The sequence below is a fragment of the Streptomyces sp. NBC_00299 genome (genome assembly GCF_036173045.1).
GTDB classification, from domain to species: domain Bacteria; phylum Actinomycetota; class Actinomycetes; order Streptomycetales; family Streptomycetaceae; genus Streptomyces; species Streptomyces machairae.
This window is the reverse complement of record NZ_CP108039.1, coordinates 9,363,674-9,385,000: the sequence shown is the minus strand read 5'-3', so window position 1 is coordinate 9,385,000 and position 21,327 is coordinate 9,363,674. Positions and strand designations below refer to the sequence as shown.

Genomic DNA, 21,327 nt, shown 5'->3' with positions numbered 1-21,327 from the left:
CACGCCCAGCAGAGGAGAGACCCATGGGCTACGCCCATGAATACGCGACGGCCATCATGCACCGGGGCCGGATCCCGATGGAGCCGGCCGACTTCGTGCCCGACTGGGCGGACCGTCCGCGCAAGGCGAAGTACTACCCGGGCGCCAACTCGTTTCCGCTGCCCGACGCGCCCTACCCCGCCGACGCCACGGTCACGGCCGGTCTACTGGCCGACGACATGCCGAGCGCGGGGCGTTTCTCGCTGCCCCTGCTCTCCGGCATGCTGCTGGACTCCTACGGCCTGACCGGCCGCCGTCTCGGTGTCCAGGCCAACACCGACCTCGGTGCGCTCCCGCACTACACGCAGGCCAACTGGTCCCGGGGCACCGCCTCGGGCGGCGGTCTCTACCCGGTGAGCATCTACTGGGTCTCCGGTCCGTCGGGGCCGCTCACGCCCGGCGTGCACTACTACTCACCGCCGCGCCACGCCATGCAGCGGTTGCTGGCCGGGAACGTGAGCGGGGAGGTGGCCGCGGCGCTCGGGTCGTACGGGGCGGCGACGGACCAGTTCCTGGTCCTCGGCGTCAAGTACTGGCAGAACGCGTTCAAATACAACAGCTTCTCCTTCCACGCCGTGAGCATGGACGTGGGCGCGCTGCTCCAGACCTGGCGCGTCTGGGCGCGTGCTCGTGGGCTGAGGGTGGCCCCCGCGCTGTGGTTCGACGAGGCGGAGCTGGCCCGGCTGCTGGGGCTGGGTGAGGACGAGGAAGGGCTGTTCGCGGTCGTTCCGCTGCTGTGGGACGGCACGGAGGCGGAGATCACGTCGGCAGGGGCGCCGGGCGCGGCCGTCCGTCGGCGTGACCAGGAGCGGTCCCGGACCGTCCTCGACTTCGAAACCCTGCGCCGGATCCACCGCGCCACCGCCGAGTCGGCCACCGACCGGCCCGGGCCCGAGGCGCTCCGGCCAAGCGCGCCCGCCCCTCCCGCCACGGCCACCGACCCGTTCGCCCTACCGCCCGCGGAGTTCCCGGACGTCAGCGTCCGTACGGCCCTGCGCTCCCGGCGCAGCAGCTTCGGCCGCTTCGACGCGACGGTCCCGGTGACGGCCACGCAGTTGGCCACCACGCTCGCCGCCTGCGCGGGGACGCGGCTCGGCAGCGACGCGGAACCTGCCGGCACCCCGCGTCAGGCCCGGCTGTACGCGTTCGTCAACCATGTCGACGGTGTCACGCCCGGCGCGTACGCCTATGAGCCCGACACGCACACGCTGCACCTGGTGGCGCCCGGCGCGCCGGGCTCGTTCCTGCAGCGCAATTACTTCCTGTCCAACTACAACCTCGAACAGGCCGGCGCCGTCATCGTGCCGACCCTGCGTACGACGGCGGTGCTGGACGCGGTCGGCGACCGGGGCTACCGGCTGGTCAACGCCACCGTCGGGGCGATCGCGCAGAGCTTCTACACCGCCGCGGCGGCGCTCGGGCTGGGGGCCGGTGTGGCCCTCGGTTTCGACAACATCTCGTACATCGAGGAGCTGGGGCTTGCGGACTCCGGCGAGGCGCCGCTGCTGATCATGCTGCTCGGCAACGAGCGTCCGTGTCCTGCCGACTTCCGTTCCGAGATCGTCTGAGAGGGGGTCGCCGTGACACCGAGAACGAGCTGGCAGCCCGGACACCGCTTCCTTCTGCGGGTCGCCGGGCTGCCCGTCGAGTCCGTCCGTGCCCTGCGCTGCCCAGACACCGCCCGCTGGGCCGACGAGGTGCTGGTCGCCGAGGAGGAGTTGCTGGTGCGGGGCCGGGAGCTGAGCGACGTACTGCACGCGCTCGTCCCGGCCGCCGACCGGCTCTTCCCGGACGACGGCCGCCGCCGGCACCTGCTTGCGCTGCGCCGGGACATCTTCAACAACCGTCTGCCGAAGGGCGACCCGCCCGCGCTCGATCTCATCGAGGCGCTGGACCCGGCCGTTGCCGAGCGGACCGGGCAGTGGCTGGAGGGGAGGCGGGGGCTCGACCTGCTGCACCGCCGGGGGGCCACGCTGCTGGGCGACGAACTCGCCGGGGCACGAGGCGTGTTGCGGGCGCTGCTCGACGAGGACCGGCTGCGGCACGGGCTGTTGCTCGCGTCACCGACGCTCGAAGGGCGGCTGGAGTCGTATGTGCGGCTCGGCGCGGGTGAACGGCCGGACAAGCGGCTGCGGAAGATCGAGCGTTCGGTGCTGTCCTACCTGTACCGGACGGCCTGCAAGACCAGCCCTTTCAGCACGTTCACGGGTGTCGCCCTCGGCACGTTCGGCGACGGCGACGACCCGTCGATTGCGCTGCGCGCCGAGTGGCGGGGGCGGGTGCGGCTGAACGTCGTGGTCCTTGCGCGGTTCGCGGAGCAGATCCTCGCCTCTCCCGCGCTGCGCGCCGACCTTCCGGTGCGGCTCGCGTCCGGGTGGGGCGGCGACGATCAGCGGGTGCGGTACGTGCGGCGCTGGGTCACGACCGGCGACGACGACGCGGCGGTCACCTTCGACGCGGTCAAGGACCGGCTGTTCTTCCTGCGCCGCAGCGGCACGCTGGACCGCCTCATCGCCCTGCTGAGCGAACGGGACCTGCGCTACGGCGAGGTGGTCGACTGGCTGTGCGCCGAGTACGACGCCGACGCCTCCCTGTGCGAGACGTATGTGTCGGCGCTGCTCCAGCTCGGCATGATCCGTGTCCCGAGCCTGGACACCGACGTGCACACCGCCGACCCGCTGCGCACCTTCCAGGACGCGCTGCGGGCACTGGACCGGCCGTGGGCTCACGACCTTGCCGGAGAGCTCGATAACGCGGCCGGGCTGATCGACGCCTACCCACAGGCGGACACCGCCGGACGGGCGCGGCTGCTGCGCCGGCTGCGCTCCGGTCTGGGCGGGGCCCAGAAGCTGCTGGGCGTCGAGGAGCCGTCCCTGCCGCAGACCCTGCTCTACGAGGACGCCGACGCCGGAGACGACGTGTCCTGCGGGCTGGGTGCCTGGACCGGCACGGACGGCGGCGCGCTGCGCTCGGTGGAGCGGATCCTGCCGGCGTTCGACCTGACGCTGCCTCAGCGGGTGACGTTAAAGGGGTTCTTCCTGGCCCGCTACGGCAAGGGCGGCCGCTGCGACGACCTGCTCGGTCTCGTGCACGACTTCCACGAGGACTTCTTCGACCAGTACCTCTCCTTCACCGCCAAACGATCCCCGTTCGACGCGCGGGGCGAGTACGTGCCTGAGGAGAACTGGCTCGGGCTGGCGGAGATCAAGTCCCTGGACCGGGCCCGCCGGACGTTCATCGACCGGATGCGCGCGCTGTGGGCCGGGCACACCGGGGAGACGGACGTCGTGCTGGACGACACGCACCTCGACGAGGTGGCGGCCGAACTGGACGGCCTACGAGCCCCGTTCACCCCGCAGAGCCACCACCTCCAGCTCACCACGGAGGGCGGTGAGCCGCTGATGGTGCTCAATCGCTCCTACGGCGGACTGTCGTTCCCGTTCAGCCGGTTCACGCACGTCTGGGACGAGCCGGCCGGCCCCGGCCTCTCCGCACCGCTCCGGGAACAGGCCACCCGGCTGACGCCGCCCGGAGCCGTGCTCGCCGAGCTGACCGGCGGGTCGGTGACGACCAACCTCAACCTGCACGGACGCCTGACCGAGTACCAGATCGTCTGCCCCGGCGAGTCGAGCAGCGTCCCCGAGGACCGCCGTATCCAATTGGAGGACCTCCGCCTCGAACACGACGAGGTCGAGGACCGGCTGCTGCTGCGCTCCGAGCGGCTCGGCCGTGAGGTGATCCCGGTGTACCTCGGCTATCTGGTGCCGCTCGCCCTCCCCGAGACCCCGCGCACACTGCTTCTTCTGTCGCCCACCTCGATGGCCCCGCTCGACGTCTGGGCCGGTGTCCCGCACGGCCCGGCGCACGAGGGCGTCACCCGCCGGCCCCGCGTGCGGCACGGCAACCTCGTGCTCGCCCGGCGCGGCTGGTCCACGACCGCCGCTGCGCTGCCCGGTCGGCCCGCGGGCACGCCGGACGACGAGGCGTTCCTGGCCTGGCGGCGCTGGCGTCGCATTCACGGGCTGCCCGCCCGCGTCTTCGTCACCGTCTCCAGCGGCCCCCGGGGAGGGGCGGGCGCCAAGCCGCAGTACCTCGACTTCGACAGCCCGCTGTCGCTCACCGCGTTCGAGGCGCTGGTCAAGTCGCCGGACGACCGGATCGAGCTGCGCGAGATGCTCCCGGCGGAGAGCGGCCTGCACGTCGTCTCCGAACGCGGCAGCCACGTGGCCGAGCTGTCGGTCGAGACCTTCACCTCCCACAGCCGTTACGAGGAGAGCGCCGCATGACCGACCTGACCCCCACCCCCGGCGCGTGGCAGGCCATGCACGTCTTCTACGCCGCCAACCCGCAGCCCCTGCTGGTGAAGTGCGTGGGTCCGCTGATCCGGGACCTGAGCGGCGACGGGCTGCTCGCCGGGCACTTCTTCATCAACTACTGGCTGGAGGGCCCGCATGTGCGGCTGCGGCTGCGGCCGGCGAGCGAGGACGCGACGGCCGAAGTGCGCCGCCGGGCCGAAAAGGCCGTCGACGCGTTCCTGCGCAGCCGTCCGGCCCTGTACGAGGTCGACTCGGGGTTCCTCAACGAGTTCTACAACACCCTCTTCGAGATCGAGTTCCCAGAGGGCGACCGCGGGGAGTTCATGGGCGAGGACGGCCGGATGCGGCTGCGCCCGAACAACTCACGTTCCTACGAGCCGTACGAGCCCGAGTACGGCAAGTACGGCGGGCCGGCCGGAGTCGCACTGGCGGAGTGGCACTTCGCGCACTCCAGCGATCTGGTCATCGCGGCGCTGGGTTCGATGAACCTGCACCTGAGGACCGTACTGCTCGGCACGTCGGCCCAGTTGATGATGGTGATGGCGAGCTGCTTCCTGCCCGACGAGGACGACCTCACCGACTATCTGGAGCGGTACTACGAGTTCTGGCACCGCGCGTTCCCGGGCACGGGATTCATCGGTTCCTCGGAGTACGACCGCAGCTACGCCGAGATGGCGCCCCGGCTGGGCCGCCGCTTCGACGAGATACGCCGGGCCGTCGCCGCGAAGCGGCTCGACCGGCTGCCCGCGTTTCTGCGCGGCTGGGCGGCGCACTGCCTGGAGCTGCGGCAGCAGGCGGTCGCGCTGGCCGAGGCCGGCGACCTGGTCTTCCGGTCCTGGGACGGCACCCGCGACGAGCAGGTCACCGACCCGGCGCTCGCCCTGCCGCTGCTTCTCTCGCCATACATGCACATGACCAACAACCGGCTGCATGTGACGATCCGCGACGAGGCGTTCCTCTCCCACATCCTCGGCCGGGTGCTGCGCGCGGGCACGGGAGCCGCGTCGGAGGCCCTCTCATGAGACCCGACGTCTTCACCCACCGGCCCCGGCTGCGGCCGGACATCCTGCTCAGCGCGCCCCTGCTGCGCGGTCCTGCCACCGTGCACCTGATCAAGGATCCGGCGGACGGCTCGTCGTTCGAGGTGGGGCCGAAGGAGTACTTCCTGATCTCCCGGCTGGACGGGGACCGCAGCCTTGAGGAGATCGGCGCCGAGTACGCCACCGCCTTCGGGCGACGCCTCGGCGAGGCCAACTGGCAGCAGCTTCTGGGCCTGCTGGGCACCAAGCGGCTCCTCGAAGGAGCGCCCGCGCGTGCCGTCCCCGCGGCCCCGCCTTCCTCACCCTTCACCGGCAACCTCTACAAGGGCAGCCTGCGGCTGGTCGCCGACGCCGGGGCGACGACCGGGCGACTGCACCGGGCCCTGCGCCCGCTGCTGCGCCCGCCGGTCCTGATCGCCTTGCTGACGCTCTGCCTGGCCATGGAGATCATCCTGGCCGCGGGCGCCGGCCAGCTCGTACGGGACACGTGGTGGTTGTTGCGGCAACCGGTGGCCCTGGTCGGCGTGTTCACCCTGCTGTGGCTGAGCACCGCATGTCACGAGCTGGCGCACGGCGTGGCCGCCCGGCACCACGGCGGCAAGGTGAGCGAGATCGGGCTGCGCTGGCGGCTGCCCGTGGCGATCATGTACTGCCGGGTCGACAACTACCGCTTCCTCGCGCGCCGTCGGCACCAGTTGGTGGTCGGCGCGGCCGGGGCCTTCGCGAACCTGCTGTTCCTGCTGCCCTTCGCAGCCTGGTGGGCGGCACTCGAGCCCGGCGACCCGACGCGCCGGGTGCTTTCGGGACTGCTCCTGCTGGGCAGCGTTCAGGCACTGGTCAACCTGGTGCCACTCCCGCCCCTCGACGGATACACCATGCTCGGTCACGTACTGGGTGTGTCCAACCTCGCCCCGGAGAGCGGGCGTTACCTGAGACTGCGGCTGCGCGACCGGCAGGCCGCGGCCGCCTACCCGCGCCGGGCGCGGGCTCTGTACACGGCATACGGGATCGGCTCGTCCGTTCTGGCCTGTCTGATCGCGGCCGGCCTGGCCACGGCCGCGTTTGTCCTTCTCACCCCCTGACGGACCTGTTCCGAGGAGCTGTTCATGACGGAGACCGAAACCGTGCCGGCGGGCCCCGGCAACCGCGCGGCGGACACCGCGATCCACGTCGAGGGGGTGAGCAAGCGCTACGGCAGCCGCCAGGCGCTGGACGGAGTGTCGCTGCGCATCAACCGCGGAGAGTTCTTCGGCCTGCTCGGGCCCAACGGCGCCGGCAAGACCACGCTGGTGGAGATCATGGAGGGCCTGCGCCAGGCCGACGCCGGCACCGTCGACGTGCTGGGCGGCGCACCCTGGCCCCGCAATGTCGCGCTGCTGCCCCGGCTCGGTGTGCAGACCCAGTCGTCGGCCTTCTTCGTACGGCAGACGGCGTACGAGCACCTGGCGACCGTGGCCGCTCTGTACCGCGCGGACACGGCGGCCGTCGAGCGCACGCTGGCCGCCGTCGGCCTGGTGGACCAGCGAGACACCCGTGTGGAGAACCTCTCGGGCGGCCAGCGACAGCGGCTCGCCATCGCCTCCGCGCTCGTCCACGACCCGGAGCTGATCTTCCTCGACGAGCCCACCGCCGCCCTCGATCCGCAGGCCCGACGCGATCTGTGGGAGGTGCTGCGCGGACTGAAGGAAGCCGGCCGGACCATCGTGTACACGACGCACCACCTGGACGAGGCCGAGGCACTCTGCGACCGGGTGGCGATCCTCGTCGAGGGCCGGATCGCCGCACTGGACTCCCCGCGCGGACTCGTCGGCGCGGCGGACGCACCGACGTCAGTACTGCTGCCGCCCGAGCGGATGACGGTGGCGGAGGCCGAGGCGGTCCCCGGCGTCGACCGCGCGGAAGTTCGCGGCGGGAGCCTCGTCCTGGAGACGAAGGTGTCCGGGAAGGTCATGTCGGCGCTGGACGCCCTCGGCGGCCTCGACGGCGTACAGACCCGGACCGCCACCCTGGAGGACGTCTACCTCCAGCTCACGTCGGACGCGAGCACCGGCACCATCCCGCACGCGCAGAACACGGAGCACCAGGCATGAGCGCATACGGCGCACTTACGGCGTCCGGCTACCGGGCCCAGGTCCGCGACGCGGCCACACTCTTCTTCACCTTCGCCTTCCCGCTGGTGTTTCTGCTCGTGTTCGGGCTGATCTTCAGCGGTCAGGAGGTGGAGGAGACCGGCAGGCCGTACATCTCCTACATCGCGCCCGGCGTGATGTCGTGGGGCGTGGCCAACGCGGCGGTGTTCGGCATCGCGTTCACGCTGATGCAGTGGCGGCGCGACGATCTGCTGCGGCTGATCCGGATGACGCCGACGAGCCTGCCGACGGTCCTGGCGTCGAGGTACGTGCTGGCGCTGGCCGTGGGAGCGGTCCAGGCGGTGCTGTTCATCGCGGTGGCGATGCTGCCGGGGTTCGGCCTGGAGCTCGACGCCCGCTGGCCGCTGGCCCTGCCTGTGCTGGTGCTCGGCATCACGGCGTTCCTGTCGATCGGCGTGATCATCGGCTCGTACGCCGACACGCCGGAGGCGGTGGCCGCGATCGCGAACTTCATGATGGTGCCGATGGCGTTCCTGTCCGGCTCGTTCTTCCCCCTGGACCTGATGCCGTCGTGGCTGCAGACGATCTCCCGGGTGCTGCCGCTGCGCTACTTCAACGACGCCGTCTCCGCCGCGCTCACCGGCAACGGCAGCCTCGGCGACATCGGGATCGGGTGCGCCGCGCTCGTTGGCTTCACCGTGGTCTTCGCGGCGATCGGGCTGAAGACCTTCCGCTGGAGCAACCGCGCATGACACCCGTGCTGGAGGGCCTGCCGCTGGAGCAGGCACGGCTGCGGCTGCAGTCGGCGCTGGAGGAGCGGTCCGGCTCACCGTCTGCCTCGACCCGTCGAACGCGCACGTCGCGGCCGGACGGCCCCGGGCCCGAGGTGGTGCCGCTCGGAACACGTGCCGTGCGGGACGACCCGTATGCCGATGTGCGGCCCGGCGCGCTGGTGCATCTGACGTCCCGGCAGGTGCTGGTGGGCCCTTGGGGTGGCGACGCGGACGCGCGGGCGTGCGGCACCTGCCTCGCGATGCGCTGGCAGCGGCTGCGCTCACGCACCGAGCGGGACGCGTTGGAGACGGGCTCGCCGTGGAGCTTCGCCCCGGCCTGGCCGGAGCTGCCGGACTTCGTCACCACAGCCGTGCGCGCGCTGTACGAGGCGGTCATCCTCGGAAACCCGGATCCGCCCGGCGAGACGGCATCCGACCGGGCCCTGCCGCAGGTGACCTGCCTCGACCTCGCGACGCTGAGCGTACGGACCTTCCCGCTGTACGCCGACCCGCTGTGCCCTCACTGCGGCACCGGCGGCTCGGACACCCGGGAGTCGGCCCAACTCACCCTGGTGAACCGGCCGAAGCCGGCCGAGGACAGCTACCGGCTGCGCCCGACGTCCTCCTACGGGCTCGCGCCGGCCGCACTCGCCAACCCGGTCACCGGACTGCTCGGCGCGGGCACCTGGCTCAACATCACCTCGCCCACCACGGCGCCCGTCGCGGGCAGTGTGTTCATGCGCGGGTACGCCGGTCTGACCGACGTGACCTGGAGCGGGCAGGCCAACGGCTTCTCCGCGAGCCGGAACCTGGCCTATCTGGAGGGCCTGGAGCGGTACGCCGGGACACACCGGCGGCGCGGCACACGACTGCTGACGGCGTCGTACAACAGCCTCGGTGAGGACGCGCTCGACCCGGCCGAATGCGGCTTCTACGCGCACGAGACCTACCGCGACGATCCGCTCGTGGACCCCTTCGACCCGGACCGGCCGATCCCGTGGGTCTGGGGGTACTCCCTGCGCGACGAGCGTCCGCTCCTGGTGCCGGCCCGGCTCGTCCACTACAGCGCGGGGCTCGCGGCGGACAATTTCGTCTTCGAGTGCTCCAACGGCTGTGCGATCGGCAGCTGTCTGGAGGAGGCGGTGCTCGGCGGGCTGCTCGAACTGATCGAGCGAGACGCCTTCCTCCTCGCCTGGTACGGCGGCATCCGGCTCACGGAGATCGACCTGGCCACGATCACCGATGCCACCGTCCGCGCGATGATCGATCGGGCCGCATTGCAGGGCTACGACGTGCACGCCTTCGACAACCGGATCGACCTCGCCGTACCGGTGGTGACGGGCCTGGCGGTCCGCCGGGACGGCGGCCCCGGCATCCACTCCTTCGGCGCGGGCGCCTCCCTCGACCCGGCTGCGGCGTTGGAGGGAGCCCTCTCAGAGGTACTGACGTACATCCCGCACCTGCCGGGCCAGGTACGCGAGCGGCGCACCGAACTGGAGGCCATGGCAGCCGACTTCACGAAGGTGCTGCACCTCAAGGACCATGCCCAGCTGTACGGGCTGCCCCAGACGGCAACGCACGTGACGCCGTACCACGAGCCCACCGCTGTCCGTCCGATGGCGGAGGTGTACGCGTCCTGGGAGGCGGGCGGACGGCCTCGCACCGGCGATCTGCTGGACGATGTGGCGCTGTGCCGCGACGAGTTGGAGCGGGCCGGCCTCGATGTCGTCGTGGTCGACCAGACCACTCCGGAGCAGGAACGCATCGGCCTGCGCACGGTCTGCGTCCTGGCGCCCGGTCTGCTGCCCATCGACTTCGGCTGGTCGCGCCAGCGGGCCCTGCGGATGCCGCGCCTGCGAACTGCCGCACGCCGGGCAGGACTGCGGGAGACCGATCTCGCGAAGGGGGAGATCCGGCGGGTGCCACATCCCTTTCCGTAGCGGTCAGACGCCGGACGGCCGGGCGCCGCTCGTCGCTCCTGAAGGAGTGACGAGCGGCGCCCGGCCGTCCGGCGCGTGCCGAATCCGTGGGATCAGGCGCTGCAGGAGGTGGTGCTGGTGGTGGAGGAGCAGGTCGAGGTGGAGGAGCAGCTGGTGGAACCGGCGAGCACGACCTCGCTGGCGTCCGAGTAGTCCGAGATCTCGAAGGTCTCCGACTCGAGTTCCAGGATCTCGTCGGCGAGGGCGGCGAGGGTCGACTTGTCAGCCATGATGACTCCTGACGTGGTCACACCACCGGGCTCCTCCCGGGGTGTTGGTCCCTTTCATTGGACCGGGCACCACTGACGCGACCGGCTGCGAAGCACTGACGGAGCGCTGACGGCCCGCGCCAGCACCGCGCCGGGGATCGGTCAGCGAAGTGACATCGATCTGTCAGTGATCTGTCAGTGATCTGAGTGATCTGCCACTGTTCTGCCAGCGAGGTGACGGCCGTTGGCTGCCGGTCCGCCGGACCATGCCCTGATGAGCCCCACCGCGACCGCCCCCACCGGCCGACACGAGCCCGTCCTGCGCCAGTTGGACAGCGTGCTGCGCCCACTCGTCGCCTTCGCCATGGACCTGCACCAGCACCCGGAACCTTCCGGCGCCGAAGCCCGGACGGCGGCCTGCCTCGCGGACGCGCTCCAGGCGGAGGGGTTCACCGTGACGCGCGGCATCGGCGGACACGGTGTGGTCGGCGTCCTCACGAACGGCGAGGGCCCGCGCGTGTACCTGCGCGCCGAACTCGACGCACTGCCGGTCCGGGAACGCACCGGACTGCCGTACGCGGCCGACGGCCCCCACATGCACGCCTGCGGGCATGACCTGCACATCGCCGCGGCGCTCGGCGCGGCGACGCTGCTGGCGCGTGCGCGTGCGCACTGGCGGGGCGCGGTGGTGGTCGTGGGCCAGCCGGCGGAGGAGATCCTGACTGGCGCGCGGGCGATGCTGGCGGACGGTCTCTACGACCGCTTCGGCCGCCCCGACGCCGTGCTCGCGCAGCACACGGCGCCGCTGCTGGGCGGAATGGTGGCCCATGGGCACGGGCAGCCGGTGCTGGCGGGCAGCGTCGGCCTCGACGTCACCCTGCACGGGCGCGGCGGTCACGCGGGGGCGCCGCAGCTGACGGTGGACCCGGTCCTGGCCGCCGCGGCGGTCGTGATGCGCTTGCAGGGCATCGTTGCCCGCGAGAGCGCGCCGGCCGAGCAGACGACCCTCACGGTCGGTTCGCTCCACGCCGGCACGCACAGCAACGTCGTACCGGAGAGCGCGGCGCTCGGCATCACCGTGCGGGCTCTCACCCCGGCGGCGCTGGACCGCGCCGTGGCGGCGGTCGAGCGGATCGTACGGGCCGAGGCAGACGCGTCCGGCTGTCCGCGCGAACCGGAGATCACCATGGTGTCCCGCTCACCGGTGACCTTGCCGGACGAGAAGCTCACTGCGGCGATCCGAGACGCCCACCGAGAAGCGCTGGGCGCCGAGCGGGTGGCCGCGTGGCCGCCGTCGATGGCGACGGAGGACTTCGGTCTGTACGGCGATGCCGGGCGGGAGATCCACGGGTGTCCGGGGGTGCCGCTCGGCTACTGGATGGTCGGTGTGGTGGGCCCGCGGCAGTGGGCCGCGACGGCGGGCGCGGGCGGCACGGCGGAGCGCTTCGCGGCACTCCCGGCCAACCACTCCCCCGAGTTCGCCCCGCACCTGCCCCTCGCCCTGCCGTCGGCGGCCACGGCGATGACTGTGGCGGCGCTGACGGCGCTGGGTGCACCCGGAACGATGCCACCGGCCGCGGCGGTGCAAAGGGCCTTGCGAGCCTGAAGCTACGCGCCGAGAACCCCCAACGGGAGGCGCTGACCGAAGGCGTGGACATCACCGACGCCGGCGCGGTCGGGCCGCAGCAGTACCGTCTCTTCAGGGGAAGGAGGGGACGAGATCAAGTACCACGTTTCGAGGTCCAGCAGCGGTACGAGTGGGGCATCCTCAGCGAGCACCGCGCCACGGTGTCCAGCGGCGGGCCGAACGACGGAGACGGGCGTGGCGACCCGCGAGGACGACGCGGGTCGCGAAGCCCTCCTGAAGAAGCTGGCCCTCTGGACCGGACTCGCCCTCTGCATCGCCTTCATCGCCTGGGTGGCCTGGGGATTCCTCGAGTTCGACCACGACGTGGAGAACCCCCGCGAAGGCGGCTTCTCCGGTTGGCAATGCGACGCCAGCCACGACTGCGGCTCCTGAGGACGGGCCTCCCTCGGTCGGTCGAATACAACCTCCGCAGCGCCGGGCTTTGACCTAACTCCCTGGGTAACGACGGCAGTTGAGCAACCCCTCTACGTAGGATGATCCCGCTCGCCTAGGTCAGTGTTTCGCAAAGCCAGGTACGGCGCGGGGAGCCCCGTACAAGACGATTGGGTAGCCAGTGCTTCTGAAAACGTTCGGCTGGTCGTTCGCGGTCACCGCGCTCGGTCTGGTCGCGGCGGTGTTGTACGGGGGGTGGACCGGCTTCGGGATCGTGGCGATCCTGTCCATCCTCGAGATCTCGGTGTCCTTCGACAACGCCGTGGTCAACGCCGGGATCCTGAAGAAGATGAATGCCTTCTGGCAGAAGATCTTCCTCACCATCGGCATCCTGATCGCGGTCTTCGGCATGCGTCTGGTCTTCCCGGTCGTGATCGTCGCCGTCAGCGCCAAGATCGGCCCGATCGAAGCGGTGCGGCTCGCGCTCGACGACAAGGACAAGTACCAGCAGTTGGTGACCGACGCCCACCCGTCGATCGCCGCCTTCGGTGGCATGTTCCTGTTGATGATCTTCCTCGACTTCATCTTCGAGGACCGGGACATCAAGTGGCTCGGCTGGCTGGAGCGCCCGCTCGCCAAGCTGGGCAAGGTCGACATGCTCTCCGTCTGCATCGCGCTCGTCGTGCTGCTCGTCTCCGCGATGACCTTCGCCACCAACGCCCACCAGCACGGCGGCATCCATGCGGACAAGGCCGAGACCGTCCTGATCGCCGGCATCGCGGGCTTGATCACCTACCTGATCGTCGGTGGCCTCTCCGGCTACTTCGAGAACAAGCTCGAGGAAGAGGAGGAGCGCGAGCACGAGGCCGAGGAAGAGGCCAGGAGGAGCGGCAAGAAGGTCTCGGCGGTCGCGATGGCCGGCAAGGCCGCGTTCTTCATGTTCCTCTACCTGGAGGTCCTGGACGCGTCCTTCTCCTTCGACGGCGTCATCGCCGCCTTCGCGATCACCAACGACATCGTCCTGATGTCGCTCGGACTCGGCATCGGCGCGATGTACGTCCGCTCACTCACGGTCTACCTGGTCCGCCAAGGCACCCTCGACGACTACGTCTACCTGGAGCACGGCGCGCACTACGCGATCGGCGCCCTCGCCGTGATCCTGCTCGTCACCATCCGGTACGAGATCCACGAGGTCATCACGGGCCTCGTCGGCGTCGTCCTGATCGCCTGGTCCTTCTTCTCCTCGGTCCAGCGCAACCGCAGGTCGGCTGAATGAGTCCGACGTTCTCAGTGGTCTCTTGACACCCCGTCGCCGCCCTAACCCTGCTCCGGAACTCCTTGACCACAGCGGTGACCGTCGCGCCCTGCTCGCAGGGCGGAACGGTGCGCGAGCACATGGCCAGCCAGCGCTGTCTGCGGTCACGGTCAGCTCCACTGTCTCGCACGGAATCGGCCGTGTTCCACCTCCTCGACTCGCCCCAGGCTCTTCAGTCGCTCCAGGTGCTGTACGGCCGTTCTGCGCTCGACCGGCCGCACGTGTGGACCTTGGACGTGAGGTCGGTAGACCAGGCGGTGGTCGACGATGTCCTCGACCGTGCGTGGCTCGCTCAGGAAGTCGAGGAGCGCCGCTTCTCTCTTCTCCACGACAGCGGCGAAGACGTCGAGCCGGTGGCGGAACTCCGCGGGGCCCTCGATCACGCCCTTCTGGTGGGAGGTGCCGTACCAGCGGGCATCGATGTCACGGCAACGGCGCATGGAGGCCTCGTAGTCGGGGAGATCGCTGCCGACGTCGCCGTAGTACGGGCCGAACGACGTCAGGTCGATGTCGGCGATGAACAGGAAACCGTCCGGCTCGACCAGGAAGCCGCTGTGGCCTTCGGTGTGGCCGGGGAGGTGTACGACCGTCACCGTGCGCCCACCCAGGTCGAACACCGTGCCGTCGTCGAATGCCTTCGCATCCGCACGTCCCTGGACATGGAACTGGTCGCGCATCGTCCGGTCGACCTCCTCCACGTCACCGGGCGGAAGGCCGTACCCGGCGACCAGCGCCGCGCGGGAGCGCAGCGCGTCGAGGTCGCCGCGATGGATGTGGACGGGTACGTCGTAGCTGCCGAGACCGGCGATGTGGTCCTCGTGCGCGTGGCTGACGAGGACCAGGTCCGCGGGCGGCGCGGCCTCGACGAGCGACAGCGACGGATCCACGACCAGGGATGCGCTCGTGCCACGTACGAGGAGTGAGTTGCCGTACGGATAGGCACCCTGTCGTGGGCCTACGAGCACGCTGACGCCGCCGTATTCGACCGCTGTGTATCCCGTGGCTGGCATGTCCGTGTCTTCACACCTCTCGATTCGGCATCCGGTCGTACGCCGACTACCGCGGCAGCGTCCTGCTCAAATGACGCCCTGCTCCATCATCGCCTTCGCCACCCTGAGGAACCCGGCCGCATTGGCGCCGAGGACATAGTCGTCGTGGTCGCCACCGTATGCCTCGGTCGTGGCGCGGTCCTGAGTGTGGAGGTCGCGCGTCACGGCGGCGAGCCGGGACTCGGTCTGTTCGAAGGACCAGTGGTCGCGCGCCGCGTCCTGCTGCCCGGTCCTGCTCCAGGTCGGCACCGAGGACCTGGTCGCACCGCCCGGCGCTGCGCGTCGTACCGCCAGGAAGGCCGGGCGGTGGGCGCACCTGCGCGAGTACCCCCGTCGACCACTTCGACGTCTTCCACGGCCCTTGGCTGCGTCGCGCGCCGGCCGACCAGCTCGAATTCCACACGCGTGCTCTCGGCCCGGCGCCTCGGTAATCACGCCCGAGAAGTGCCTTTCCCCTCACCAGTGTTCTTCCCGAGAGTGTCTTTCCCGAACTGCTTTCCCGAACTGCCGCTCCCATCAAAGGGGATGAGATGAGCATGTACGACTACGTCATCGTCGGCGCCGGATCCGCCGGCTGTGTGCTCGCGGCACGGCTGTCGGAGGACCCCCGGGTCCGGGTGGCGTTGATCGAGGCGGGCGGCCCCGACACCGCACAGGAGATCCATGTCCCGGCCGCCTTCCCGCAGTTGTTCAAGTCAGATGTCGACTGGGACCTCGACTCCGACCCGGAGCCCGGGATCGGCGGGCGGCGGGCCTACCTGCCCCGGGGCAAGGTGTTCGGCGGCTCCAGCTCGATCAACGCCATGATCTACATACGGGGCGACCGGACCGACTACGACGGCTGGGCCGCGGCCGGGGCGACCGGCTGGTCGTACACCGATGTGCTGCCGTACTTCAGGCGTGCCGAGGACAACGAGCGGGGCGCGGACGAATTCCACGGCACGGGCGGCCCGTTGACGGTCAGCGAGGGCAGGTCCTCGCATCCGCTCACGTCGGCGTTCGTGCGGGCCGCCGAGCAGGCCGGGCACAAGGCGAACGACGACTTCAACGGCGTGACGCAGTTCGGTGTCGGGCGCTATCAGCTCACCCAGCGCAACGGACTGCGCTGCAGCGCGGCGGTGGCCTATCTGCACCCGGCCCTCGAACGCCCCAACCTCACCGTGCTCTCCTCGGCCCGGGCTCACCGCGTGGTGGTCGAGGGCGGCCGGGCGACGGGCGTGGAGATGGAGCGGGGCGGCACGGTCGAGGTGGTGCGCGCCGAGCGCGAGGTGATCCTTTCCGCGGGCGCGTACGAGTCGCCGAAGCTGCTGATGCTGTCCGGGATCGGCCCGGCCGCGGCCCTGTCCGCGTTCGGCATCGGCGTCGTACGCGATCTGCCGGTCGGCGAGGGCCTCCAGGACCACTACATGGCGCTGCTGAACTTCCGCACCGAAGCCGAGTCGTTGACCGGCGCGGCGAGTGCGGACAACGCCGCGCTGTTGCAGAGCCAGGGACGCGGCCCGCTGACCTCGAACATCGGCGAGGCCGGCGGCTTCTTTCGCAGCCGGGACGAACTGGGCGCCCCCGACCTTCAGTTCCACGCGGCGCCCGTGCTGTTCCACCAGGAGGGGCTCGGCCCGGTCGCAGAGCACGGGTTCTCCTTCGGCCCGTGCGTGCTCGCCCCGACCAGCCGCGGGGCGGTGACCCTGCGTTCACCGCGCCCGGACGTGGCGCCCCGGATCGTGCACAACTACCTGACGACGGCCGAGGACAGGGACGCGCTGGTCGCCGGCATCCGGATCGCCCTGGAGATCGCCGAGCAGCGGGCGGTGGCCGACCTCGTGACCGGGCCGTACGACGTGCCGGCCGCGGACTCCGACACCGAACTCCTGGCCTGGGCGCAGCGGTCCGGGCAGACCCTGTACCACCCGACCTCGACCTGTGCCATCGGGTCGGTGGTCGACCCCGAACTGCGTGTGTACGACGTCGAGGGCCTGCGGGTCGTCGACGCGTCCGTGTTCCCGGCGGTGCCGCGCGGGAACACCAACGCGCCCACGATCATGGCCGCGGAGAAGGCGGCCGACCTCGTCAAGGGAGCCGCGTGATGAAGACGCCCCTGCCCGCGACCGACAGGAGGTGAGCGCTCGACCGGACGTCGACGATCTGGTCCGCGGTGAGATCGCCTGGGCCGCCTGAGGGCTGCGCCGGCGGCACGGGAGCTGCTGGACCGGGTGCACGCCGCCGCCGTGCAGGCCCAGGCGTGGGTGGACGCCGCTGTGGCATACATCAAGGCACTGGAGAAGGGCCGCAGTCCGGTCGACGGGTAATCCGTCCGCGCGGCACCCGGCGGACGCGTCCCGGTCCGGGTCCTAGCCCCACAGCGTCTGGGACCAACTGCTGCTGAACGGCTTCAGCGCCGCGGTGTGGACGCCGCGGGCATGGAGGAGCCGGTACGCGCTCGCTCGGCGTGAACCTGATCGCGCATCCGGGCACGATGGCCGACCTGGGCCCCGCGCGGGACGAGGCGATCGCCGAACTCCGCTACAGCAAAGTCGCGTTGAACGCGCAGCCCCCGTGGTTCGTCACCAACCGCACCGCGGCGACCACCGGGCGGCTTCTCGCCGACTTCGCTGCCGCGCCCCCGCTGGTCGGCGCTGCCGAGGATCTTCGCCTCCGCGCTGCGCGGCTGAAAACCGATACCCGGCCGCTAAGCTACGGCTCGCCCGAAAAGGGAGAAACCATGACGATGACCGCAATCTAGAGGAGCTTGTCGGTGCATTCCTGGCTCTCCGAACGCCGTCGAGCGGGAGTGAGCAGCCTCGTCGCGGTCTGCGTGGCAGCGTTGTTCGGCCTCGTGCTCGTGCTCGACGACGGCACGGCGCCGTTCTCGGTGGTGGATGCGGGCGTGCTCGTGCTGTTCGCCTATCTCTTCACCTACCTCGTTGTCACGCTTCCCGCCTTCTCGACCGCCTCCGACGAGCGGATCCGCAACCGGGCCGAGCGCAGCGCCCGCGGAACGGTGATGCAGCGCTACGTGCTCGGGACCGCGCCCGGGCCCGGAGTGTCGCTCTTCATCGCGACAGCCGCGCTCGCGGTGGCCGTCGTGTGGCGCCCCGGGCACATCGGCTCGCAGTTTCCCGTCGAACCCCGGGTGGTGGCGGCGCTCACCGAGTGTTCGCCCCGGGTCCCCGCCTGTCCGGCTCCGGGCCGCACATGCCCTTCGCGTGCCGTTCCGGGCAGCGCGGTGGCCGCGGCGCGTTCTCGTGCCGCTTGCTCCGGGTGTCTGCGCTGCCAGTAGGGGTTGCCGTGCGAGAGCTTGCTGGAGACGCGGCCGTACATGCCGAAGGTGGCGATGACCAGTCCCATGACGAAGCTGAAGATCACGTTGGTCATGCTGAAGTCGAGGATGTTCGCGGCGCGGTCCAGCACGAAGATGTGGGCAAAGCCGCTCAGGACGAAGAGCGAGCCAACTGCCATGTTGAGTGTGGGGGCGAAGTTGCCTCCGATCGCCGCCCCGGCGAGCAGCGCCAGACCCACGACGATGGAGATGACGCTGAGGGCGACGTTGGTGGACATGCCCGCGATCGTGTCGCCCGCCGTGTCGAGGGGGCTCAAGGCGTCGGCGAAGCCGAGAACGCCGAAGGCCAGCAGGATGAGCCCGCAGCAGCCGGCACCGTAGCGATAGACGGTCGCCAGATGATGATCGACCGGGAGTTCATCTCGTAGCTTCATGCCCCCTTTTCGCGAGTTACGGCAGGCATGGATGCGGATCCGGGGTCCGCGACGGGTGGTTGTGCCGGTCGGGGGTCCGGGCCCTGGCGCACGAGGACGAGTTCACGGTTCATCTCGGCCAGGAACCGGACGACGACCGTCAGTTCGGCGGCGGTGAAACGGCCTCGCGCGGTCTCGGTGCTGTGGGCCAGAGGGCGGAAGTAGTCCCTGGCGAGGCTCTTGGCTGCCTCGGCGTAGTGCAGATGAACCACGCGGCGGTCGTCGACGGCCCGGACCCGCTGGATGTGGCCGGCTCTTTCCAGTCGGTCGATGCAGGCCGTGACGGCGCCGGACGTCAGATTGAGCTGCTGGCGCAGTCGGCCGGGCGTCATGGGGCCGTCGTCGGGGTCCGCGTCCAGGACGGCGATCAGCGCCTGCACGTCAGTCAGGTGCAGCCCCTGGGACTGGGCGAACTCCTGCGCAATGCGGTTGAACTCGCCGTTCATCCGGCGCAACAGGACGGCGAAGGACTGCTCCCACAGCGCTTGTGGGAAGGGCTCGTTCGGCACGTCGAAGAGCAGGCCCTCGGCCGAGCCGAGGAAGTAGATGTGGAACATCAGCAGCAGTTCAGCGGCGGACAGCTCACGCGGGTCGGCGAAGAAGCTGCGCGGGCGACGAGACACAGCAAGGGAACCGGAGGAAACGGTGGCACACCTCGAGTCCGCGCGCCTGGTGGAGTTGGCCCTGGGAAGCGCCACGCTCACTGAGGAGACCCATGCCCACCAGCACGTCTCCACCTGTCGCCCCTGCCGGGAGCAACTGGAGCGGATGACACGGGTGGTGGTCCTCGCGCGCAGCGTCGACGCGGCCGATCTGCCCGTCGCGCCTCTGGGGCGGGTATGGCAACGGATCACTCAAGAGCTGTCGCAGACCACCGAGCCGAGGCACCGGCCGCCCGGCGAGTGAGAAGGGGCCCAGCCCAACGGGGTCAGCCAGCCGGCGACGAGCAGCCTGGCTCGCCGGGGGTGGAGTCCCTGGGCGACGCGTCCGGGCCGGTCAGCCCGCCTACCGTGGCGTGCCGAGTTTCTCCCGCAGTCGGTTCAGGGTTCGGTTCAGGATGCGGGAGACGTGCATCTGGGAGATCCCGAGTTCCTCTCCGATGGCGCTCTGCGTCATGTCGGCGGCATAGCGGAGGGCGAGGATCTTGCGCTCGCGCTCGGGGAGGGCGGCGAGGAGGGGTTTGAGGGCGTGCAGGTCCTCGACCTTTTCCAGGTTCAGGTCGGCGTAGCCGATGTGGTCGGCGAGAGTGTCATCCGCGCTCTCGCCACCGTCGGGAAAGTCGAGGGACGCGGCGGTATAGCCGTTGGCGGCGACCAGTCCCTCGATGATCTCGTCCGGATCGCGGTCCAGATCGTCGGCGAGTTCCGTGACGGTCGGCGGGCGGCCGTGAGTCTGCTCGAGCAGGGAAGTGGCTTTGGCCAGGTCGAGATGGAGCTCCTGCAGGCGGCGCGGGACATGCACGGCCCAGGTGTTGTCGCGGAAGTAGCGCTTGATCTCGCCGATGATGGTGGGCATCGCGAAGTTGGGGAAGTTTACTCCGCGTTGCAGATCGAACCGGTTGATCGCCTTGATCAGCCCGATGGTGCCGACCTGTACGACGTCGTCGTACGACTCGCTTCGCACCCCCATGCGGCCGACAGCGTAACGAACCAGGGCGAGGTTGAGCTCGACCAGCGAGTTGCGCACGTAGGCGTGCTCCGGTGTGCCCTCTTCCAGAGCGTCGAGACGTGCGAAGAGCATCTTGGACAGTGCTCTGGCGTCGGCAACGTCGACGAGCGCAAGGTCGGGTGGCAGGTCCTCGAGGCCCGGCGGGACCGCAGCAGCGGCGTCCGGTTCGGTGGTATGCCGGTCTGCGTACGGCGGTGTGTGGGCGGGATTGTCGCTGGTGGCGGTCTTGATCGGTGTCGCGGTCGCCATTGTCGCTCCCGAAACGAGGAAGGTGCCCACCGGCTGTGGGCCCGGCGTGGACTGGCTGATTCCCCCCTGATTGGCTTCACATACCGGCAACTTGACTAGTCATACAGTCAGCTCATTGGTGCGTCAGGAAGGGGCCCCAGCGTCTGAGGTGCCCACCCTTCGAAGGCGGGCTTGTTGACTCGAACTGGAATGAGGTCTGCGCCCAACCATTGCTGACCTGGGCACTTGACGCATACGGGTAGTGCCCGCATAGGTACGGCGACGGATTGGGTAGCAGCGGTGCAACCTACTGCAGGCAGGAGGTGCCTCTCATGGCCCCATCCCAGGATGTCGTCGAGATGATCCTCGAGGATCACCGGACGATGGAAGACCTGCTCCGCTTGATGCGCAGCGTCGAAGCGGATCGCCAGACCGCGCTGCACGCATTCGCCGATCTGATGATCGCGCACGGCGAAGCCGAGGAGACCACGGTCTACCCGCTGCTCAGCCAGTACGACGAACCCGACGCCGTCGATCACGTCGAGTCGGACCACCGGGAAGCCGCCAAGATTCTGCTCGCTCTCCTGAAGGTGCCCGGGATCGGCTCCGTCGAGTGGGACTGGAGGCTGAAGCAACTGACCGCGGTCACCTCTCGCCACATCGACGAGGAAGAACGAACCCTCATCAACAAGGTATGTGCAAGCCTCACCCCCCAATGCCGGGAGGAACTCACCGTCGGCTTCGCCGGCGCGCGCGGGGAGCTGTTGAGGGAGAGGTGTGGCCGAGTAGGAAACGTACACCGCATGGTCCACTCGGGGGCACCGGCGTGAGGTCGCGGACAGGTTCGAATT

General features: G+C 70.1%; 18 protein-coding genes and 2 pseudogenes. 14 read left to right on the top strand and 6 right to left on the bottom strand.

The window, feature by feature from the left end; all coding sequences use genetic code 11:
• The first annotated feature begins 23 nt into the window (after window positions 1–23).
• From OHT51_RS41665 to OHT51_RS41635, 7 genes are read left to right on the top strand one after another with little or no spacing between them, the layout of a single operon-like run.
• On the top strand, window positions 24–1,607 hold the full coding sequence (locus OHT51_RS41665) for a nitroreductase family protein (RefSeq protein WP_328884102.1): 1,584 nt from the start codon (window positions 24–26) through the stop codon (window positions 1,605–1,607).
• Window positions 1,608–1,619: 12 nt separating this feature from the next.
• A complete protein-coding gene (locus tag OHT51_RS41660; protein ID WP_328884101.1) occupies window positions 1,620–4,325 on the top strand; it encodes a lantibiotic dehydratase in 2,706 nt (901 codons plus the stop codon).
• Window positions 4,322–5,377 carry a lantibiotic dehydratase C-terminal domain-containing protein gene (locus OHT51_RS41655; protein ID WP_328884100.1) on the top strand — a complete coding sequence of 352 codons (1,056 nt, stop codon included), beginning with the start codon at window positions 4,322–4,324 and terminating at the stop codon, window positions 5,375–5,377. Before OHT51_RS41660 ends, OHT51_RS41655 begins: the two co-directional genes overlap by 4 nt.
• Window positions 5,374–6,477 (top strand): M50 family metallopeptidase, encoded by a 1,104-nt coding sequence (locus tag OHT51_RS41650; RefSeq protein ID WP_328884099.1) that lies wholly within the window; start codon window positions 5,374–5,376, stop codon window positions 6,475–6,477. The genes OHT51_RS41655 and OHT51_RS41650 overlap by 4 nt, the downstream gene beginning before the upstream one ends.
• A gap of 24 nt (window positions 6,478–6,501) precedes the next feature.
• A complete protein-coding gene (locus tag OHT51_RS41645; protein ID WP_328884098.1) occupies window positions 6,502–7,485 on the top strand; it encodes an ABC transporter ATP-binding protein in 984 nt (327 codons plus the stop codon).
• Window positions 7,482–8,237 carry an ABC transporter permease gene (locus OHT51_RS41640; protein WP_328884097.1) on the top strand — a complete coding sequence of 252 codons (756 nt, stop codon included), beginning with the start codon at window positions 7,482–7,484 and terminating at the stop codon, window positions 8,235–8,237. The genes OHT51_RS41645 and OHT51_RS41640 overlap by 4 nt, the downstream gene beginning before the upstream one ends.
• A complete protein-coding gene (locus tag OHT51_RS41635; RefSeq protein ID WP_328884096.1) occupies window positions 8,234–10,198 on the top strand; it encodes a TOMM precursor leader peptide-binding protein in 1,965 nt (654 codons plus the stop codon). The genes OHT51_RS41640 and OHT51_RS41635 overlap by 4 nt, the downstream gene beginning before the upstream one ends.
• A 92-nt stretch (window positions 10,199–10,290) precedes the next feature.
• Here the strand turns inward: OHT51_RS41635 and OHT51_RS41630 are convergent, their stop codons facing one another.
• Window positions 10,291–10,467: a thiazolylpeptide-type bacteriocin gene (locus OHT51_RS41630; protein WP_053760578.1), complete on the bottom strand. Its 177-nt coding sequence runs from the start codon at window positions 10,465–10,467 to the stop codon at window positions 10,291–10,293.
• 253 nt (window positions 10,468–10,720) lie between these two features.
• On the opposite strand from OHT51_RS41630, the gene OHT51_RS41625 reads away from it, so the two are divergent.
• The 3 genes from OHT51_RS41625 (at window position 10,721) to OHT51_RS41615 (ending at window position 13,742) form a co-directional block, all read left to right on the top strand.
• On the top strand, window positions 10,721–12,052 hold the full coding sequence (locus OHT51_RS41625) for an amidohydrolase (protein ID WP_443052674.1): 1,332 nt from the start codon (window positions 10,721–10,723) through the stop codon (window positions 12,050–12,052).
• A gap of 216 nt (window positions 12,053–12,268) precedes the next feature.
• Window positions 12,269–12,466: a hypothetical protein gene (locus tag OHT51_RS41620; protein ID WP_328884095.1), complete on the top strand. Its 198-nt coding sequence runs from the start codon at window positions 12,269–12,271 to the stop codon at window positions 12,464–12,466.
• Window positions 12,467–12,647: 181 nt separating this feature from the next.
• The gene (locus OHT51_RS41615; protein ID WP_328884094.1) at window positions 12,648–13,742 is read left to right on the top strand and encodes a DUF475 domain-containing protein; all 1,095 of its coding nucleotides are present in this window, start codon (window positions 12,648–12,650) and stop codon (window positions 13,740–13,742) included.
• Between the two features lie 149 nt (window positions 13,743–13,891).
• Here OHT51_RS41615 and OHT51_RS41610 read toward each other — a convergent pair whose 3' ends face one another.
• Window positions 13,892–14,791 carry an MBL fold metallo-hydrolase gene (locus OHT51_RS41610; protein ID WP_328884093.1) on the bottom strand — a complete coding sequence of 300 codons (900 nt, stop codon included), beginning with the start codon at window positions 14,789–14,791 and terminating at the stop codon, window positions 13,892–13,894.
• A 66-nt stretch (window positions 14,792–14,857) separates the two neighbouring features.
• Complete coding sequence (locus OHT51_RS41605; RefSeq protein WP_328884092.1) at window positions 14,858–15,079, bottom strand: hypothetical protein; 222 nt, start codon at window positions 15,077–15,079, stop codon at window positions 14,858–14,860.
• A gap of 281 nt (window positions 15,080–15,360) precedes the next feature.
• Here OHT51_RS41605 and OHT51_RS41600 point away from each other — a divergent pair, with 281 nt between their 5' ends.
• Together OHT51_RS41600 and OHT51_RS41595 are read left to right on the top strand one after the other, a co-directional pair.
• A complete protein-coding gene (locus OHT51_RS41600) occupies window positions 15,361–16,914 on the top strand; it encodes a GMC family oxidoreductase (protein ID WP_328884091.1) in 1,554 nt (517 codons plus the stop codon).
• A 362-nt stretch (window positions 16,915–17,276) separates the two neighbouring features.
• Window positions 17,277–17,570 carry a hypothetical protein gene (locus OHT51_RS41595; protein WP_328884090.1) on the top strand — a complete coding sequence of 98 codons (294 nt, stop codon included), beginning with the start codon at window positions 17,277–17,279 and terminating at the stop codon, window positions 17,568–17,570.
• Window positions 17,571–17,977: 407 nt separating this feature from the next.
• Here OHT51_RS41595 and OHT51_RS41590 read toward each other — a convergent pair.
• Both OHT51_RS41590 and OHT51_RS41585 read right to left on the bottom strand, forming a co-directional pair.
• A pseudogene (locus OHT51_RS41590) lies at window positions 17,978–18,541 on the bottom strand (DUF4383 domain-containing protein); the annotation flags it as partial.
• An 83-nt stretch (window positions 18,542–18,624) separates the two neighbouring features.
• Window positions 18,625–19,026: pseudogene (locus OHT51_RS41585) on the bottom strand (MarR family winged helix-turn-helix transcriptional regulator); the annotation flags it as partial.
• Window positions 19,027–19,225: 199 nt separating this feature from the next.
• Here OHT51_RS41585 and OHT51_RS41580 point away from each other — a divergent pair.
• Complete coding sequence (locus OHT51_RS41580) at window positions 19,226–19,486, top strand: hypothetical protein (RefSeq protein ID WP_328884089.1); 261 nt, start codon at window positions 19,226–19,228, stop codon at window positions 19,484–19,486.
• A 99-nt stretch (window positions 19,487–19,585) separates the two neighbouring features.
• On the opposite strand, the gene OHT51_RS41575 is transcribed toward OHT51_RS41580, so the two are convergent.
• Window positions 19,586–20,497 carry an RNA polymerase sigma factor SigF gene (locus tag OHT51_RS41575; protein WP_328884088.1) on the bottom strand — a complete coding sequence of 304 codons (912 nt, stop codon included), beginning with the start codon at window positions 20,495–20,497 and terminating at the stop codon, window positions 19,586–19,588.
• A gap of 338 nt (window positions 20,498–20,835) precedes the next feature.
• On the opposite strand from OHT51_RS41575, the gene OHT51_RS41570 reads away from it, so the two are divergent.
• The gene (locus OHT51_RS41570; protein WP_328884087.1) at window positions 20,836–21,306 is read left to right on the top strand and encodes a hemerythrin domain-containing protein; all 471 of its coding nucleotides are present in this window, start codon (window positions 20,836–20,838) and stop codon (window positions 21,304–21,306) included.
• The last annotated feature ends 21 nt before the right edge of the window (window positions 21,307–21,327 follow it).

Bases quoted from the DNA above. Each gene is read 5' to 3' on its own strand.
- OHT51_RS41665 (WP_328884102.1), top strand. From the start codon at position 24: ATGGGCTACGCCCATGAATACGCGACGGCCATCATGCACCGGGGCCGG.
- OHT51_RS41655 (WP_328884100.1), top strand. From the start codon at position 4,322: ATGACCGACCTGACCCCCACCCCCGGCGCGTGGCAGGCCATGCACGTC.
- OHT51_RS41650 (WP_328884099.1), top strand. From the start codon at position 5,374: ATGAGACCCGACGTCTTCACCCACCGGCCCCGGCTGCGGCCGGACATC.
- OHT51_RS41645 (WP_328884098.1), top strand. From the start codon at position 6,502: ATGACGGAGACCGAAACCGTGCCGGCGGGCCCCGGCAACCGCGCGGCG.
- OHT51_RS41640 (WP_328884097.1), top strand. From the start codon at position 7,482: ATGAGCGCATACGGCGCACTTACGGCGTCCGGCTACCGGGCCCAGGTC.
- OHT51_RS41635 (WP_328884096.1), top strand. From the start codon at position 8,234: ATGACACCCGTGCTGGAGGGCCTGCCGCTGGAGCAGGCACGGCTGCGG.
- OHT51_RS41630 (WP_053760578.1), bottom strand. From the start codon at position 10,467: ATGGCTGACAAGTCGACCCTCGCCGCCCTCGCCGACGAGATCCTGGAA.
- OHT51_RS41625 (WP_443052674.1), top strand. From the start codon at position 10,721: ATGAGCCCCACCGCGACCGCCCCCACCGGCCGACACGAGCCCGTCCTG.
- OHT51_RS41610 (WP_328884093.1), bottom strand. From the start codon at position 14,791: ATGCCAGCCACGGGATACACAGCGGTCGAATACGGCGGCGTCAGCGTG.
- OHT51_RS41600 (WP_328884091.1), top strand. From the start codon at position 15,361: ATGAGCATGTACGACTACGTCATCGTCGGCGCCGGATCCGCCGGCTGT.
- OHT51_RS41575 (WP_328884088.1), bottom strand. From the start codon at position 20,497: ATGGCGACCGCGACACCGATCAAGACCGCCACCAGCGACAATCCCGCC.
- OHT51_RS41570 (WP_328884087.1), top strand. From the start codon at position 20,836: ATGATCCTCGAGGATCACCGGACGATGGAAGACCTGCTCCGCTTGATG.